A 15,646-nucleotide genomic window follows, 5' to 3' on the forward strand; every position below is an offset into this window, starting at 1 on the left:
TAGCGATACCTTGACTCGTCTAACCCTGGCGTTAGATGCAATGGGCGGGGACTTCGGTCCCTGCGTCACAGTGCCTGCTTCGTTGCAGGCACTGGCCTCTAATTTACAGCTTCATCTCCTGCTGGTCGGCAATCCCGACGTCATCTCCCCTTTGCTTGCCCATGCCGATCCGGTTCTTCTGGAGCGTCTGCAAGTCGTGCCCGCCGAGTCTGTGATCGCCGGCGACGCAAAACCTTCACAAGCGATACGCGCCAGCCGCGGCACGTCGATGCGCATTGCGCTCGAACAGCTCAGCAGCGGCAATGCGCAGGGCTGCGTCAGCGCCGGTAATACCGGTGCGCTGATGGGATTGGCGAAGCTGTTGGTCAAGCCGCTGGACGGCATCGAGCGCCCGGCGCTGATGACGGCGATCCCGAATCAGCAACGCAGTAAAACCGTGGTGCTGGATCTGGGCGCCAACGTCGAGTGTGACAGTACCATGCTGGTGCAGTTTGCCGTGATGGGCGCGGTGATGGCGGAAGAGGTGATCGGCATTGCGCAACCGCGGGTGGCGCTGCTGAATATTGGCGAAGAAGAGACCAAAGGCCTGGATAATATCCGCGAAGCGGCCGCTGTGCTAAAAAATACTCCGGCAATCAACTATATTGGTTACCTGGAAGGAAACGAACTGCTCACCGGCAAGACCGACGTGTTGGTCTGCGATGGCTTCGTGGGCAACGTCACCCTGAAAACCATGGAAGGGGTGGTCAGGGTATTCTTATCGCTGCTGAAATCGTCCGGCGACGGAAACAAGCAAGCGTGGTGGCTGAAATTGTTGGGCCGTTGGTTGCAAAAACGGGTGGTTAAGCGGTTCGGCCACCTGAACCCCGACCAGTATAATGGCGCATGTCTGTTAGGATTGCGCAGCACCGTAGTCAAGAGCCACGGCGCTGCGAACCCTCACGCGTTTGCAGTCGCAATCGAACAGGCTGTGCAGGCGGTGCAGCGGCAAGTCCCGGAAAGGATTGCTGCGCGCCTTGAGGCTGTATTACCTAAGAGTGACTGATCGTACATGTATACAAAGATTCTCGGTACGGGGAGTTATTTGCCCGTACAAGTGCGCACCAATGCTGATTTGGAAAAAATGGTGGATACCTCTGACGAGTGGATCGTCACGCGTACCGGTATCCGCGAACGTCGCATCGCTGCTGCGGATGAAACCGTCGCGACGATGAGCTTCCAGGCCGCTGAGAAAGCGCTGGAAATGGCAGGTGTGGCTAAAGAAGACATTGGGCTTATCGTCGTGGCGACCACCACAACGACTCACGCGTTCCCGAGCGCGGCGTGCCTGGTGCAGCAAATGCTGGGCATCAAAGACTGCGCGGCGTTCGATCTGGCTGCGGCCTGCGCCGGCTTTACTTATGCGCTCAGCGTGGCCGATCAGTACGTGAAAAACGGCGCGGTCAAACATGCGCTGGTTATCGGCGCGGACGTCTTGTCGCGCACGCTGGATCCTGAAGATCGCGGCACCATCATTCTGTTTGGCGATGGCGCGGGTGCGGTGGTGCTGGGGGCGTCTGAAGCGCCGGGCATTCTGTCTACCCATCTGCATGCCGACGGCAGCTACGGCAGCCTGCTGACGCTGCCGTACAAGGATCGTCAGAATCAGGACAAGCCGGCCTATGTCACCATGGCGGGCAACGAAGTCTTCAAGGTTGCGGTTACCGAACTGGCGCGCATCGTCGACGAGACGCTGCAGGCCAACAACATGGACCGCAGCGAGCTGGATTGGCTGGTGCCGCACCAGGCCAACCTGCGCATCATCAGCGCAACGGCGAAAAAGCTGGGCATGGGGATGGACAAAGTGGTGGTGACGCTCGATCGTCACGGCAACACGTCTGCCGCCTCGGTGCCTTCCGCACTGGACGAAGCGGTGCGTGACGGGCGAATTCAGCGTGGCCAACTGGTGCTGCTGGAAGCCTTTGGCGGCGGCTTTACCTGGGGCTCGGCGCTGGTTCGTTTCTGATTTGGACAGGAAGAAAAAATGACGCAATTTGCTTTTGTTTTCCCGGGCCAGGGGTCGCAGACCGTTGGCATGCTGGCCGAGTTGGCCGCACAGTTCCCGATCGTCGAAGAAACCTTCGGCGAGGCTTCCTCCGCCCTGGGTTACGACCTGTGGCAGCTGGTGCAGCAAGGCCCGGCGGAAGAACTGAACAAGACCTGGCAGACCCAACCGGCTCTGCTGGCTGCCTCGGTGGCGATTTTCCGCGTTTGGCAGCAGCAGGGCGGTAAAGCGCCTGCGCTGATGGCGGGTCACAGCCTGGGCGAATACTCGGCGCTGGTCTGCGCCGGCGTGCTGGACTTCAAGGCGGCGATCCGTCTGGTCGAGCTGCGCGGCAAGCTGATGCAGGAAGCAGTGCCGGAAGGTACCGGCGCGATGTACGCCATCATCGGTCTGGATAACGACGCGATCGCCAAGGCGTGCGAAGAGTCTGCGCAGGGGCAGGTGGTTTCTCCGGTCAACTTCAACTCGCCGGGCCAGGTGGTCATCGCCGGCAACAAAGAAGCGGTTGAACGCGCAGGCGCCGCCTGTAAAGCTGCCGGCGCCAAACGTGCGCTGCCGCTGCCGGTGAGCGTGCCTTCGCACTGTGCGCTGATGAAGCCGGCCGCCGACAAGCTGGCCGTGGCGCTGCAGGACATCACCTTCAACGCGCCGCAGGTGCCGGTGGTGAACAACGTCGACGTGCGCACCGAAAACGATCCGGAAGCGATCCGCAGCGCGCTGGTGCGTCAGCTGTACAGCCCGGTGCGTTGGACCGAAAGCGTAGAGTTTATCGCAGCACAGGGCGTGACGTCGCTGCTGGAAGTGGGGCCGGGCAAAGTGCTGACCGGTCTGACTAAACGTATTGTTGACACCCTGACGGCTGCGGCGGTGAACGACACCGCCAGCCTGTCGGCGGCGCTTGAACAATAAAGAGGAAAATGATGAGCTTCGAAGGTAAAATCGTTCTGGTCACCGGCGCAAGCCGCGGTATTGGCCGAGCTATTGCAGAAACGTTTGTGGCACGCGGCGCCAAAGTGATCGGTACCGCGACCAGCGAGAGCGGCGCTGAAGCGATCAGCAGCTACCTGGGTGCAAACGGCAAAGGGTTTATGTTGAACGTTGTTGATGCGCAATCTATCGACAGCGTGCTGGCATCGATTCGCGCCGAATTTGGCGAAATCGACATTTTAGTGAATAATGCCGGCATTACGCGTGATAACCTGCTGATGCGTATGAAGGATGACGAGTGGGAGGATATCCTCGACACCAACCTGACTTCCGTATTCCGCCTGTCAAAAGCGGTAATGCGCGCTATGATGAAAAAGCGGTTTGGCCGTATCATCACCATCGGTTCCGTCGTCGGCACCATGGGGAACGCAGGGCAGGCGAACTACGCGGCGGCTAAAGCCGGCCTGATTGGTTTTAGCAAATCTTTGGCACGTGAAGTTGCTTCACGTGGCATTACGGTCAACGTCGTGGCACCTGGCTTTATTGAGACGGACATGACACGGGCGTTGACAGATGATCAACGCGCAGGCATTTTGTCATCAGTTCCAGCCAACCGGCTGGGCGATGCTAAAGAAATCGCCAGCGCTGTTGCATTTTTGGCCTCTGATGAGGCCGGCTACATCACCGGTGAAACGTTACATGTCAATGGCGGCATGTACATGATTTAAAAAATGTGAAAACCATTTGCGTTATTTGAGGCAAAAACCGCAAAATAGCGTAAAATCGTGGTTTGACCAGCCGGGATTTAGTTGCATCTTTTTCAGCATTTTATACACTACGAAAACCATCGCGAAAGCGAGTTTTGATAGGAAATTTAAGAGTATGAGCACTATCGAAGAACGCGTTAAGAAAATCATTGTTGAGCAACTGGGTGTTAAACAGGAAGAAGTTTTGAACAACGCTTCTTTCGTTGAAGATCTGGGCGCTGATTCTCTTGACACCGTTGAGCTGGTAATGGCACTGGAAGAAGAATTCGACACCGAGATTCCAGACGAAGAAGCTGAGAAGATCACTACTGTTCAGGCAGCTATTGATTTCATCAACGCCAGCCAGCAGTAAGAGAACATATCTAGGCGGTCGTTCGACCGCCTAAGTTTTTTCTATCCCTAGTGTCATATTTTTCCCTCCCTGGAGGACAAACGTGTCTAAGCGTCGAGTAGTTGTGACCGGACTGGGCATGTTGTCTCCTGTCGGCAATACGGTAGAGTCCACGTGGAACGCTCTTCTTGCCGGTCAGAGTGGCATCAGCCTGATCGACCATTTCGATACCACTGCCTATGCGACCAAGTTTGCTGGCCTGGTAAAGAATTTTAATTCTGAGGATTTCATCTCCCGCAAAGATGCGCGCAAGATGGATGCCTTTATCCAGTACGGTATCGCTGCCGGCATGCAAGCCATGCAGGATGCAGGTCTGGACATCACCGAGGCTAACGCCAGCCGTATTGGAGCCGCGATTGGTTCCGGCATCGGCGGCCTGGGTTTGATCGAAGAAAACCACAGTTCACTGGTTAACGGTGGCCCACGGAAAATCAGCCCGTTCTTCGTGCCCTCCACCATCGTGAATATGATTGCAGGCCACCTGACAATCATGTACGGCATGCGTGGCCCAAGCATTTCCATCGCCACCGCCTGTACTTCAGGTGTGCACAACATCGGCCATGCAGCGCGTATCATTGCTTACAATGATGCTGACGTGATGCTGGCCGGTGGGGCAGAGAAAGCCAGCACCCCATTGGGCGTCGGCGGCTTTGGCGCAGCGCGCGCCCTGTCCACCCGTAATGACAACCCGCAGGCGGCGAGCCGTCCGTGGGATAAAGACCGCGACGGCTTCGTGCTGGGCGACGGCGCCGGCATGATGGTGCTGGAAGAGTACGAACACGCGAAAAAACGCGGCGCGAAAATCTATGCCGAAGTGGTTGGCTTTGGGATGAGCAGCGATGCTTATCACATGACGTCACCACCGGAAAACGGCGCAGGCGCTGCGCTGGCGATGGAAAATGCCTTGCTTGATGCCGGTGTGACCCCGTCACAAATCGGTTACATCAACGCGCACGGCACCTCTACGCCGGCGGGCGACCAGGCGGAAGCGCAGGCGGTGAAATCCGTCTTCGGCGCTGATGCCCAGCGCGTGCTGGTGAGCTCGACCAAATCGATGACCGGCCACCTGTTGGGTGCGGCGGGCGCGATCGAGTCTATCTTCACCGTGCTGGCGCTGCGCGATCAGGCGGTACCGCCAACCATCAACCTGGATAACCCGGATGAAGGTTGCGATCTGGACTTCGTGCCTCACGAAGCGCGCCAGGTCAGCGATATGGAGTTCACCCTGTGCAACTCCTTCGGCTTCGGCGGCACCAATGGCTCGCTGATCTTCCGCCGAGTGTAACTCGCGCGGTTGTTCGCTGATGAAAAGCCCGGTTTTTTAACCGGGCTTTTTTACGCCTGGCGTCCGGCCGTCAGCAGGGCTGCGTATTGCCTCGTCGCCTGCTATTCTGCGAGCGTAATGAAATCACCCGGCAACAGGAGGAAGCATGTACTGGATTAACGGACAACGCCACGATGCGCTGGCGCCGAGCGATCGTGGCCTGCAGTTCGGCGATGGCTGCTTTACTACCGCCCGGGTTATCGACGGTAAAATCGAGCTGTTGCCCTGGCACCTGGAGCGGCTGCAGCAAGCGGCACAGAGGCTGATGCTGCCCACTACCGATTGGGCCGCTTTCGAGCGCGAGATGGCTCAGGCGGCCGAATCAATTCCGCTCGGCGTGGTCAAAGCGATACTGACGCGCGGCAGCGGCGGGCGGGGCTACAGCCCGACGGGGTGCGAAAATCCAACGCGCATCGTCGCCCGCAGCAGCTACCCTGCGCACTATTTGCAGTGGCGCGAGCAGGGCATCACGCTTGCGCTCAGCCCGGTGGCGCTGGCGCGCAATCCGCTGCTGGCGGGGTTGAAGCATTTGAACCGCCTGGAGCAGGTGCTGATCCGCGCGCATCTTGACCAGACGGCCGCCGACGAGGCACTGGTGCTTGACACTGCCGGTATGCTGGTGGAATGCTGTGCGGCTAATTTGTTCTGGCGTAAGGGAAAAGCGGTGTTTACCCCGGACCTGAGCCAGGCGGGCGTCGCGGGCCTGATGCGGCGGCGGGTGATCGCGCTGCTGGCGGGCTCGGAATACCGTCTGCACTGCGTCAGCGAACCGCTGGAGACGCTGGCCGATGCCGACGAAGTCCTGGTGAGCAACGCGCTGATGCCGCTGCTGCCGGTAAACGTTGCTCAATCATGGCGTTATCATTCGCGCCAGCTGTATGATTTTTTGCGTCCACACTGTTAACCATGGCTGATTGATGAAGAAAAGAAAGCTGAAGGTCCTGTCTGTTATTGTTGTTCTGGTATTGGCGCTGCTGTTTTGGGGCTACCAGAAGATCGAACGCTTTGCCGATACGCCGCTGGCTATCCAGCAAGAAACCATCTTCAAACTGCCTGCCGGCACCGGCCGGGTGGCGCTGGAAGGGTTACTGGTGCGCGATAAACTGGTGCGCAGCGGCCGCTGGTTCCAGTGGCTGCTGAAACTGGAGCCGGAGCTGGCGGAGTTTAAAGCCGGTACCTACCGGTTCACGGCGGGCATGACGGTGCGCCAGATGCTGAAACTGTTGGCCAGCGGCAAAGAGGCGCAGTTCACCGCACGCTTTATCGAAGGCTCACGCCTGCGTGACTGGCAGCAGGTATTGCAGCAGTCCAAATACCTGAAACACACCCTGGCGGGCAAGAGCGAAGTGGAGATCGCTACAGCGCTCGGCATTCCTGCGGGAGAAACCCCGGAAGGGCATTTGTACCCGGATACCTATCAGTATACCGCCGGCATGAGCGATATCGCGCTGCTCAAACGCGCACATGTTCGTATGAACAAAGCGCTGCAGGCCGCCTGGGACGGCCGCGACACCAGCCTGCCGTATAAAACTCCGGAAGAGCTGCTGACTATGGCCTCGATCGTCGAGAAAGAGACCGCGGTGCCGGAAGAGCGTAGCAAGGTGGCGTCGGTGTTCGTCAACCGTTTGCGCATCGGCATGCGCCTGCAGACCGATCCGACGGTGATCTACGGCATGGGCGAAAGCTATAATGGCAACATCACGCGCAAGGATCTGGAGACGCCGACGCCTTACAACACCTATGTGATCGCCGGCCTGCCGCCAACGCCGATCGCCATGCCGGGCGAGGCCTCGCTCCAAGCGGCCGCCAATCCGGCCAAAACGCCATATCTTTATTTTGTCGCCGACGGCAAGGGTGGGCATACCTTCACCACCAATCTGGCGAGCCATAACCAGGCGGTGCGCGTGTACCGTCAGGCGTTAAAGGAAAAGAATGAAAAGTAAATTCGTTGTAATCGAAGGGCTGGAAGGCGCGGGCAAAACCACAGCGCGTGACACGGTAGTCAATGTGCTGCGCGAACATGGCATCAACGACATCGTTTTCACCCGCGAACCGGGCGGCACACCGCTGGCGGAGAAGCTGCGCGAACTGTTCAAACGCGGCATCGACGGCGAATTGCCGACCATCAAGGCCGAAGTCTTGATGCTGTACGCTGCGCGCGTGCAGCTGGTGGAAACCGTGATCAAACCCGCCCTCGCGCGTGGTGCCTGGGTGGTGGGCGACCGCCACGATCTCTCTTCACAGGCTTACCAGGGCGGCGGCCGCGGTGTGGACCCACAGCTGATGAGTTCGCTGCGCGACACCGTACTGGGGGATTTCCGCCCGGATTTGACGGTTTATCTCGATCTGCCTCCGCTGGTCGGCTTGCAACGCGCGCAGGCGCGCGGCCAGCTGGATCGCATCGAACAGGAGGCGCTGCCGTTCTTCGAACGCACCCGCGCTCGCTATCTTGAGCTGGCGGCGCAGGATGAAACGATCGTTACCGTTGACGCCGCCCAGCCGCTGGAACAGGTGACCGCGGCGATCCGCGACTGCGTCGGCCACTGGCTGCGGCAGCAGGAAGGCGCATAATGAACTGGTACCCGTGGCTGAATGGCCCTTATCGCCAGCTGATTGGGCAGTACGCCGACGGTCGCGGCCACCACGCGCTGCTGCTGCATGCGGCGGCGGGCAATGGTGACGATGCGCTGGCCTACGGCCTGAGCCGTTGGTTGATCTGCCAACAGCGCAACGGCGAAAAAAGCTGCGGCGAGTGCCACAGCTGCCGGCTGATGCTGGCGGGGAATCACCCGGATTATCACGTGCTGGCGCCGGAAAAGGGCAAGAGCAACCTGGGTATCGAACCGATCCGCCAGGTGATTGAAACGCTGTACGCCCACGCGCAGCAGGGCGGCGCCAAGGTGATTTGGCTGCCGCAGGCGGAACAGTTGACCGAGGCGGCGGCCAACGCACTGCTTAAAACGCTGGAAGAGCCGCCGGAGAAAACCTATTTTCTGCTGGGTTGCCGTGAGCCGTCGCGGCTGATGGCGACGCTGCGCAGCCGCTGTCTTTATTGGCATTTGGCCAGCCCGGATGAGCAGCTCAGCCTGCAGTGGCTGGGCCGGCAGGCGGCCGGTTCTCAGACAGACCGCCTCACGGCGCTGCGCCTGCACGACGGCGCGCCGCTGGCCGCCGAACAGCTGTTACAGCCGCAGCAGTGGCAACAGCGCAGCGCCCTGTGCACCGCGTTGAGCGCCGCGCTGCCGCAGCGCGATATGCTGTCGCTGTTGCCGGTGCTGAACCATGAAGATGTCGCCGAGCGCCTGCACTGGTTGTGCGCGCTGTTGGTGGACGCGATGAAGTGGCAGCAGGGCGCGCATCACTATGTATTGAATCAGGATCAGCAACCACTGGTGCATCAGCTGGCCAGCGTGCTGAGCAGCGCCTCGCTGCAGCAGATCGTGCAGCAGTGGCTGACCTGCCGCCATCAGCTGCTCAGCGTGGTGGGTGTCAATCGCGAGCTGCTGCTGACCGAACAGTTACTTCGCTGGGAACAGATGCTTGGCGCCGCCGGCTATTCCCACCCTCATTCGCTGTAAAGTAAAAGAGTTAAAAATTATGTTGTTAGTCGATTCTCATTGCCACCTTGACAGTCTGGATTATCAAACGCTGCATCAGAATGTGGACGATGCGCTGGCCAAAGCCAAAGCGCGCGACGTCGGCTATGTGCTGGCGGTCGCCACCACGCTGCCGGGCTACCGTTCCATGACCGAGCTGATCGGCGAGCGCAACGATGTGGCTTTCTCCTGCGGGGTGCATCCGCTCAATCTGGAAGAGGGGTATGATTACGCCGAGCTGCGTCGCCTGGCGGCGGCGGAGCAGGTGGTAGCGCTGGGAGAGACCGGGCTCGATTACTTCTACCAGAAAGACAATCTTGAGCTGCAGCAGGACTCTTTCCGCGAACATATCCGCATTGGCCGGGATCTGAACAAGCCGGTGATCGTCCACACCCGCGATGCGCGCGCGGACACGCTGGCGATCCTGCGTGAAGAGAACGCACAGGAGTGCGGCGGCGTGCTGCACTGCTTCACTGAAGATTTGACCACTGCCGAAGCTTTGCTGGATCTGGGCTTCTACATCTCCTTCTCCGGCATCGTCACCTTCCGCAATGCTGAACAACTGCGCGAAGTGGCACGCTACGTGCCGCTGGATCGCATCCTGGTGGAAACCGATTCGCCTTATCTGGCGCCGGTGCCGCATCGCGGCAAAGAAAACCAACCCGCCTATGTGCGTGATGTGGCTGAATACATGGCAGTATTGAAGGGCGTCAGCCTGGAACAACTGGCCGAAGCCACCACCGCCAACTTTTCACGCTTATTTCACCTCGATCTGTGATCTTTGACCTAGGCTATAGCGGTAGGTCATTGTCTGCGTAATTTTTTTTAAGCTCGTAATTAATCACTGAAACGGGTAAGGTTCCCTCCCGTTTCAGGGTGATTGGTGCGTGTTTTTTGGCCGGTTTTGCCAAAAAATGGCCGGTTTATGCAAAGTTACCGCGGCTCGATCATCGAAACGTGATTGTCATCAAACATTGCGCAGGCTATTTATTTTACTCTGCGTAATAAATTCAAGGGGTGCTCAGACACCCTGAATTGCAGGGGTTTTTCTCCCCCCCTTGCAGCGCGAATCATCGCGACAAGAAGTAGCAAAGCATTATTACTCAGGAGCACACTCAACTATGTTCAAGAACGCATTTGCAAACCTGCAAAAAGTAGGTAAATCGCTCATGCTGCCGGTGTCCGTGTTGCCTATCGCAGGTATCCTGCTGGGCGTCGGCTCCGCCAACTTTAGCTGGCTACCTGCGGTAGTCTCCCACGTGATGGCGGAAGCGGGCGGTTCGGTCTTCGCCAACATGCCGCTGATTTTCGCCATCGGCGTTGCTCTGGGCTTCACCAACAACGACGGCGTTTCCGCGCTGGCGGCGGTGGTGGCCTACGGCATCATGGTGAAAACCATGGCGGTGGTTGCGCCGCTGGTGCTGCACCTGCCGGCTGAAGAGATTGCGGCCAAACACCTGGCGGATACCGGTGTGCTCGGGGGGATTATCTCCGGCGCCATCGCGGCCTATATGTTCAACCGCTTCTTCCGCATTCAACTGCCGGAATACCTGGGCTTCTTTGCCGGTAAGCGCTTCGTGCCGATCATTTCCGGTCTGGCGGCGATCGTTCTGGGCGTAGTGCTGTCCTTCATCTGGCCGCCGATCGGTACGGCTATCCAGACCTTCTCGCAGTGGGCGGCTTATCAGAACCCGGTCGTGGCCTTCGGCATTTACGGCGTGGTTGAGCGTGCTCTGGTGCCGTTCGGTCTGCACCACATCTGGAACGTACCGTTCCAGATGCAAATTGGTGAGTTCACCAACGCGGCGGGCCAGGTATTCCACGGTGATATCCCTCGCTACATGGCGGGTGACCCAACCGCGGGTAAACTGTCCGGCGGCTTCCTGTTCAAAATGTACGGTCTGCCTGCTGCGGCCATCGCCATCTGGCACTCGGCCAAGCCGGAAAACCGCGCGAAAGTCGGCGGCATCATGATCTCCGCCGCGCTGACCTCGTTCCTGACCGGTATCACCGAGCCGATCGAGTTCTCCTTCATGTTCGTCGCGCCGATCCTGTACGTGATCCACGCTATCCTGGCCGGTCTGGCGTTCCCAATCTGCATCCTGTTGGGCATGCGTGACGGCACCAGCTTCTCGCATGGCCTGATCGACTTTATCGTACTGAGCGGCAACAGCAGCAAAATCTGGCTGTTCCCTATCGTCGGCATCATCTACGGTCTGGTGTACTACACCATCTTCCGCGTGCTGATCGCCAAACTGGATCTGAAAACCCCGGGCCGTGAAGACAGCGCTGCCGAGCAGACTGCGCAGGGCGGTTCCGAAATGTCCGCGGCGCTGGTTCAGGCCTTCGGCGGTAAAGAAAACATCACTAACCTGGATGCTTGCATCACTCGTCTGCGCGTCAGCGTGGCCGACGTGTCCAAAGTTGACCAGGCGGGCCTGAAGAAACTGGGCGCAGCCGGCGTAGTCGTCGCTGGCTCCGGCGTGCAGGCCATCTTCGGCACCAAGTCCGACAACCTGAAAACCGATATGGACGAATACATCCGTAATCACTGATTCAGGCAGGGGAGTTATCAAGGGAGGCGAAAGCCTCCCTTTTTTATTGCCTGTCGTCAGGCGCCAAGGCGCTGATTTAGTTCAGCGAGAGAAGGAAGGAACCAGATCTGTTCGCCGCGATTGGCTTCACGCACAAAATCTTGCAGCGCGCAGCTTTGCGCCAGCCAGGGGGTGATATCACCCAGCAGCGTCACGCGCAGGCGGTAGTTGATGAATTTCTGAAATACGGCGCCGGCCACGCCGCTTCTTAGCTGGAAGAAGGCGGCGTCGAGGCGGTTGACGGGGAGGGCAATCATCCCGGCCTCGTGTTCAAAAGCGGGCGCGATAAACAGGCTGACGTCGTTTTCGTCTTTCAACAGCGGCCCGGCTTCGGCGAAAACCACCAGGCGCAGGCCATGAACGTGCTGCACGGCGTAGCTCATCGGCGCCCCGGGAGTCAGGGTTTGACGTGTTGCTGCAAGTAATGCTCGAACACCGCCAGCGTTTCGTCCGAGATATGGTGTTCAATCCCTTCGCTGTCCAGCTCGGCAGTTTCGCTCGGCACCCCGAGGCACATCAGCAGATCGACCACAATGCGGTGACGGCGGCGCACCTTCTGCGCCAGCTGCTCGCCTTCCTCGGTTAAAAACACCCCGCGATAAGGGCGCGATTCCACCAGCCCGGCGCTTTTCAACCGCGCGATATTTTTGATCGCCGTCGGGTGAGAGACGCCGAAGCGGCGCGCGATATCGGTGGTTCTGGCTTCACGGGTGCTTTGCAGCAAATCGGCGATCAGCTCAACGTAATCTTCGATCAGCGCATTGGACTGCGCTTCGCGGGCGCGGCTAAAACGCAGGGCGTGCTCGGCCTCGTCCGGCATGTCGGTCTGGGCGGGGCGGTCGGCGTTATCTGGCGCGCGGGTAACCATAGCGTGGGGCGTCCTGTAAGCATAAAAATGGCGTCTCCCGGCAATGCGGGGAGGGTTGCCCTAAGTTAGTCCAAATAGCACACATTATCAATTCGATGCCACGCATTGTGGTAGTTAGAAATATCTCTACACAAAGCCCATTAATTTCGCCTGTTGCATAAAGTGTAGCCGATGCTACATTGTCAGCATGATCGGTGGAAAAATAACCAGAAAAAGATTAAGGGTACTTCATGCGAGACGCGGCAACTCCCTCATCGTTAACCGAACGGACCAACATTGCGATTGGTGCCGCCCTTGCCGGGCGCAAGCGCGGCGCTTTTACGCCGCTGCTGTTCGCCGGCCCGGCGGTGATTGCCTCTATTGCCTATATGGACCCCGGTAACTTCGCCACCAACATCCAGGCCGGGGCGAAATACGGCTACAGCCTGCTGTGGGTGGTGGTGATGGCCAACCTGATCGCCATGCTGTTCCAGGCGCTGTCGGCCAAGCTCGGCATCGTCACCAACCGCAATCTGGCGGAGATGTGCCGCGATCAGTTTTCGCGGCCGGTAGTGATCGGCATGTGGCTGCTTAGCGAAGTGGCGGCGATGGCCACCGATCTGGCGGAGTTTCTCGGCGGGGCGATCGCACTGGCGCTGCTGTTCCACATGCCGCTGCTGGCGGGGATGGGGGTGACGGCGGTGATCACCTATGCGCTGTTGATGGTGGAAAAGAAAGGTTTCCGCCCGGTCGAGCTGATGATCGGCGGCCTGGTAGGCATCATCGCGCTGTGCTACCTGGTGGAGATGTTCATTGTGCCGGTGGACTGGCAGGCGGCCGGGATCGGCATGGTGACGCCGCAACTGCCGGATGCCCAGGCGCTGACCATCGCCGTCGGCATTATCGGCGCCACCGTGATGCCGCACGCCATTTTCCTGCACTCGGGGCTGACCCAGCACCGCAGCCCGGCCAGCGACAACGGCGAGCGGCGCAAGCTGCTGCGTTTCTCCAATATTGAAGTGGTGATCGCGCTGGCGCTGGCAGGGCTGGTGAATATCGCGATGGTGATCATGGCCTCGAGCGCTTTCCACGCCGGTAACAGCGACGTGGCCGAAATTGGCACCGCCTACCATACGCTGACGCCGCTGTTCGGCGCGGCCGCCGCCGGTATCTTCCTGGCGTCGCTGATCGCCTCTGGCATTTCCAGTTCGGTGGTGGGCACCATGGCCGGGCAAATGATCATGCAGGGCTTCGTCGGTTTCCGCATTCCGGTGTGGGTGCGCCGCCTGGTCACCATGGTGCCGGCGTTTATCGTGGTGGCGATGGGCGTCAACGCCACCGACGCGCTGGTCTACAGCCAGGTGGTGCTGAGCCTGGCGCTGCCGGCGCCGATGATCGCGCTGGTGATGTTCACCCGTCGCCGTGACATCATGGGCGAGTTTGCCAACGGCCGCTGGACCAGCCTGGCGGCAGTGGTCGGCACGGTGGTGATCGTGCTGCTCAACGTGGTGCTGCTATTGCAGACCTTCGGCGTCGAGATCCCTGGGCTGGGGTGAGCCGCGCGATCAGGGCCTGGCGAATTTGTTGGCGAACAGCTCGCTGATGAAGTCGACGAAGACCCGAATTTTGTGGCTGCGATCCCGCAGGCGCGGATAGAGAATATTGATCGGCGCTCCCGTGGGCGCCCATTCCTGCAGTATCGGCTCCAATTCCCCTGTCTTCAGATAATTTTCCAGCGTGCAATCCAGCAAGTAAACCAGGCCGAAGTGATTCCTGGCAACCTCGCACAGCGATGGGGAATGGTTGAAGCTCAGCAGCGGGCTGGGCGCCAGAGAGTAGCGTTCGTCACCGCGAATGAACTGCCAGTCGTCCGCCGCCGCTGCGCCTGAACGGATAAATCCCAGCCGCTGATGCTGTTGCAGCTGTTTCGGGTGTTCCGGCCGGCCATGGCGCGCAAAATAATCGGGAGACGCACAGCACAAATAGCGTGGTTGCAGCAATTGGCGGTTGACCATCTCGGGGATGTCGCCGGCGCCGATGCGAATAAATACGTCGGCGCGATCTTCCGCCGGATTGACCAGGCGATCGCTAACCGACACGCTGAGCTGCAATTCCGGGTATTGCGCCAAAAAAGCCGGCAGCGCCGGGGCGATATGCATGCTGCTCAGCATTGAGGCTATCTCAACCCGCAGCGGTCCGCGCGGTTGTTCAAAGTCACCCGACATGTCGTTTTTCAGTTGGTCAAACTGCCGCAGTATCTCTTGCGCGGTGCGATAGCAACGCTCCCCGGCGCTGGTCAGCGAGAAGCGCCGGGTTGAACGCTTGAAGAGGGATTGCCCGAACTGTTTTTCAAGCTGATTGATGCTGTATGTGACGCTGGCCGGGGAGAGCCCCATTTTGGTTGCCGCCTGGCTGAACCCCTCCATTTCCACCACCTGGCAGAATACGCGCAGCGCGTGCAGTTCATTCATGTTAACGGCTTCCATTATTTAAATTATTAAAAGAGTATTTTTAAATATGCCGGCTGTCAATTTTACGCAGCATTGGATAATTTATTTTCAGCGTTTTTATTTATCTGAAATCGCATCCTGTATTGCCATAATGAAATAATGCCGAAGAGGATATTTATATGAAAAAATTAACTGCCGTATTGTTATTGGCGGGCGCGGGCTTGTGCGGCCAAACTTATGCCGCAAGCAGCGAGGCCGCATCGCAAAGTTACAGGGTTTCCGCAGAGGCGGGCGTCGCGGCCGAACAGAAGGCGGTGTATGAGCTGATAAACCGCTACCAGACAGCGCTTAACGCCGGCGATACGCAAACGATTTTGTCACTTTTTGCGCCAGAAAGTTACTCACAATGGAACGAAAAACCGACGGCGGACAGCAATGAAAAGCGCCGCCAACAATATGATGACTTATTTAAAAACGAGAAATTTGAAACCGAGTTTGCTTATGACAGCGTCAACGTGAACGGGAATATGGCCTATGTGCGCACGCACCATCATCGCGGCGCAACGGTTACCCGAATAAGCGACGGTGCTACCCTGATCGATTTAAACCGTGAAGTATTTGTATTGGAGAAACAGCAGGGCCAATGGAAGATCGTGGTCTACACCTTTAATACCAACCCGATTCAAGGGGTGAGCTGAGAGGGACA

At 58.7% G+C, this 15,646-nt stretch carries 17 protein-coding genes; 14 read left to right on the forward strand and 3 right to left on the reverse strand.

The features are described 5' to 3' along the window. Window positions 1-10 precede the first annotated feature (10 nt). The 12 genes from plsX (at window position 11) to ptsG (ending at window position 11,604) form a co-directional block, all read left to right on the forward strand. Window positions 11-1,045 (forward strand): phosphate acyltransferase PlsX, encoded by a 1,035-nt coding sequence (plsX, locus tag ACJ8J5_RS10850; RefSeq protein WP_025302410.1) that lies wholly within the window; start codon window positions 11-13, stop codon window positions 1,043-1,045. A gap of 6 nt (window positions 1,046-1,051) precedes the next feature. After that, window positions 1,052-2,005, forward strand: a complete 954-nt coding sequence (locus ACJ8J5_RS10855) for a beta-ketoacyl-ACP synthase III (RefSeq protein ID WP_043141705.1) — start codon at window positions 1,052-1,054, stop codon at window positions 2,003-2,005. 18 nt (window positions 2,006-2,023) lie between these two features. Beyond that, window positions 2,024-2,953 carry an ACP S-malonyltransferase gene (gene fabD / locus ACJ8J5_RS10860; RefSeq protein WP_015377451.1) on the forward strand — a complete coding sequence of 310 codons (930 nt, stop codon included), beginning with the start codon at window positions 2,024-2,026 and terminating at the stop codon, window positions 2,951-2,953. An 11-nt stretch (window positions 2,954-2,964) separates the two neighbouring features. Next, window positions 2,965-3,699, forward strand: coding sequence for a 3-oxoacyl-ACP reductase FabG (fabG, locus tag ACJ8J5_RS10865; protein WP_016928193.1), 735 nt, complete (start codon window positions 2,965-2,967; stop codon window positions 3,697-3,699). A 154-nt stretch (window positions 3,700-3,853) separates the two neighbouring features. Continuing rightward, the gene (gene acpP, locus ACJ8J5_RS10870; RefSeq protein ID WP_004719003.1) at window positions 3,854-4,090 is read left to right on the forward strand and encodes an acyl carrier protein; all 237 of its coding nucleotides are present in this window, start codon (window positions 3,854-3,856) and stop codon (window positions 4,088-4,090) included. Between the two features lie 82 nt (window positions 4,091-4,172). Further along, window positions 4,173-5,414: a beta-ketoacyl-ACP synthase II gene (gene fabF, locus ACJ8J5_RS10875; protein ID WP_025302412.1), complete on the forward strand. Its 1,242-nt coding sequence runs from the start codon at window positions 4,173-4,175 to the stop codon at window positions 5,412-5,414. Between the two features lie 145 nt (window positions 5,415-5,559). Further along, the gene (gene pabC / locus ACJ8J5_RS10880) at window positions 5,560-6,357 is read left to right on the forward strand and encodes an aminodeoxychorismate lyase (protein ID WP_025302413.1); all 798 of its coding nucleotides are present in this window, start codon (window positions 5,560-5,562) and stop codon (window positions 6,355-6,357) included. A 13-nt stretch (window positions 6,358-6,370) separates the two neighbouring features. After that, a complete protein-coding gene (gene mltG, locus ACJ8J5_RS10885; protein ID WP_414104615.1) occupies window positions 6,371-7,396 on the forward strand; it encodes an endolytic transglycosylase MltG in 1,026 nt (341 codons plus the stop codon). After that, entirely contained in the window at window positions 7,386-8,024 is a 639-nt protein-coding gene (gene tmk, locus ACJ8J5_RS10890) for a dTMP kinase (protein WP_025302415.1), read from the forward strand. The genes mltG and tmk overlap by 11 nt, the downstream gene beginning before the upstream one ends. Further along, window positions 8,024-9,031: a DNA polymerase III subunit delta' gene (gene holB / locus ACJ8J5_RS10895; protein ID WP_025302416.1), complete on the forward strand. Its 1,008-nt coding sequence runs from the start codon at window positions 8,024-8,026 to the stop codon at window positions 9,029-9,031. The genes tmk and holB overlap by 1 nt, the downstream gene beginning before the upstream one ends. Before the next feature lie 19 nt (window positions 9,032-9,050). Continuing rightward, window positions 9,051-9,827 (forward strand): metal-dependent hydrolase, encoded by a 777-nt coding sequence (locus ACJ8J5_RS10900; protein WP_148123318.1) that lies wholly within the window; start codon window positions 9,051-9,053, stop codon window positions 9,825-9,827. Between the two features lie 343 nt (window positions 9,828-10,170). Then, the gene (gene ptsG, locus ACJ8J5_RS10905) at window positions 10,171-11,604 is read left to right on the forward strand and encodes a PTS glucose transporter subunit IIBC (RefSeq protein WP_049205136.1); all 1,434 of its coding nucleotides are present in this window, start codon (window positions 10,171-10,173) and stop codon (window positions 11,602-11,604) included. Between the two features lie 56 nt (window positions 11,605-11,660). On the opposite strand, the gene ACJ8J5_RS10910 is transcribed toward ptsG, so the two are convergent. Both ACJ8J5_RS10910 and mntR read right to left on the reverse strand, forming a co-directional pair. Then, on the reverse strand, window positions 11,661-12,026 hold the full coding sequence (locus ACJ8J5_RS10910) for a DUF4180 domain-containing protein (RefSeq protein ID WP_442520477.1): 366 nt from the start codon (window positions 12,024-12,026) through the stop codon (window positions 11,661-11,663). 14 nt (window positions 12,027-12,040) lie between these two features. Further along, entirely contained in the window at window positions 12,041-12,511 is a 471-nt protein-coding gene (gene mntR / locus ACJ8J5_RS10915) for a manganese-binding transcriptional regulator MntR (protein ID WP_025302421.1), read from the reverse strand. A 230-nt stretch (window positions 12,512-12,741) separates the two neighbouring features. Between mntR and ACJ8J5_RS10920 the strand changes: the two genes are divergently transcribed. After that, a complete protein-coding gene (locus tag ACJ8J5_RS10920) occupies window positions 12,742-14,046 on the forward strand; it encodes an Nramp family divalent metal transporter (RefSeq protein WP_060447390.1) in 1,305 nt (434 codons plus the stop codon). 9 nt (window positions 14,047-14,055) lie between these two features. Here the strand turns inward: ACJ8J5_RS10920 and ACJ8J5_RS10925 are convergent, their stop codons facing one another. Continuing rightward, window positions 14,056-14,961 carry a LysR family transcriptional regulator gene (locus ACJ8J5_RS10925; protein WP_141969527.1) on the reverse strand — a complete coding sequence of 302 codons (906 nt, stop codon included), beginning with the start codon at window positions 14,959-14,961 and terminating at the stop codon, window positions 14,056-14,058. A gap of 158 nt (window positions 14,962-15,119) precedes the next feature. On the opposite strand from ACJ8J5_RS10925, the gene ACJ8J5_RS10930 reads away from it, so the two are divergent. Next, a complete protein-coding gene (locus ACJ8J5_RS10930) occupies window positions 15,120-15,638 on the forward strand; it encodes a YybH family protein (RefSeq protein WP_060447386.1) in 519 nt (172 codons plus the stop codon). Window positions 15,639-15,646: the final 8 nt, after the last annotated feature.

The sequence above is a fragment of the Serratia sp. CY43202 genome, from assembly GCF_052168755.1.
Taxonomy (GTDB): domain Bacteria; phylum Pseudomonadota; class Gammaproteobacteria; order Enterobacterales; family Enterobacteriaceae; genus Serratia; species Serratia bockelmannii.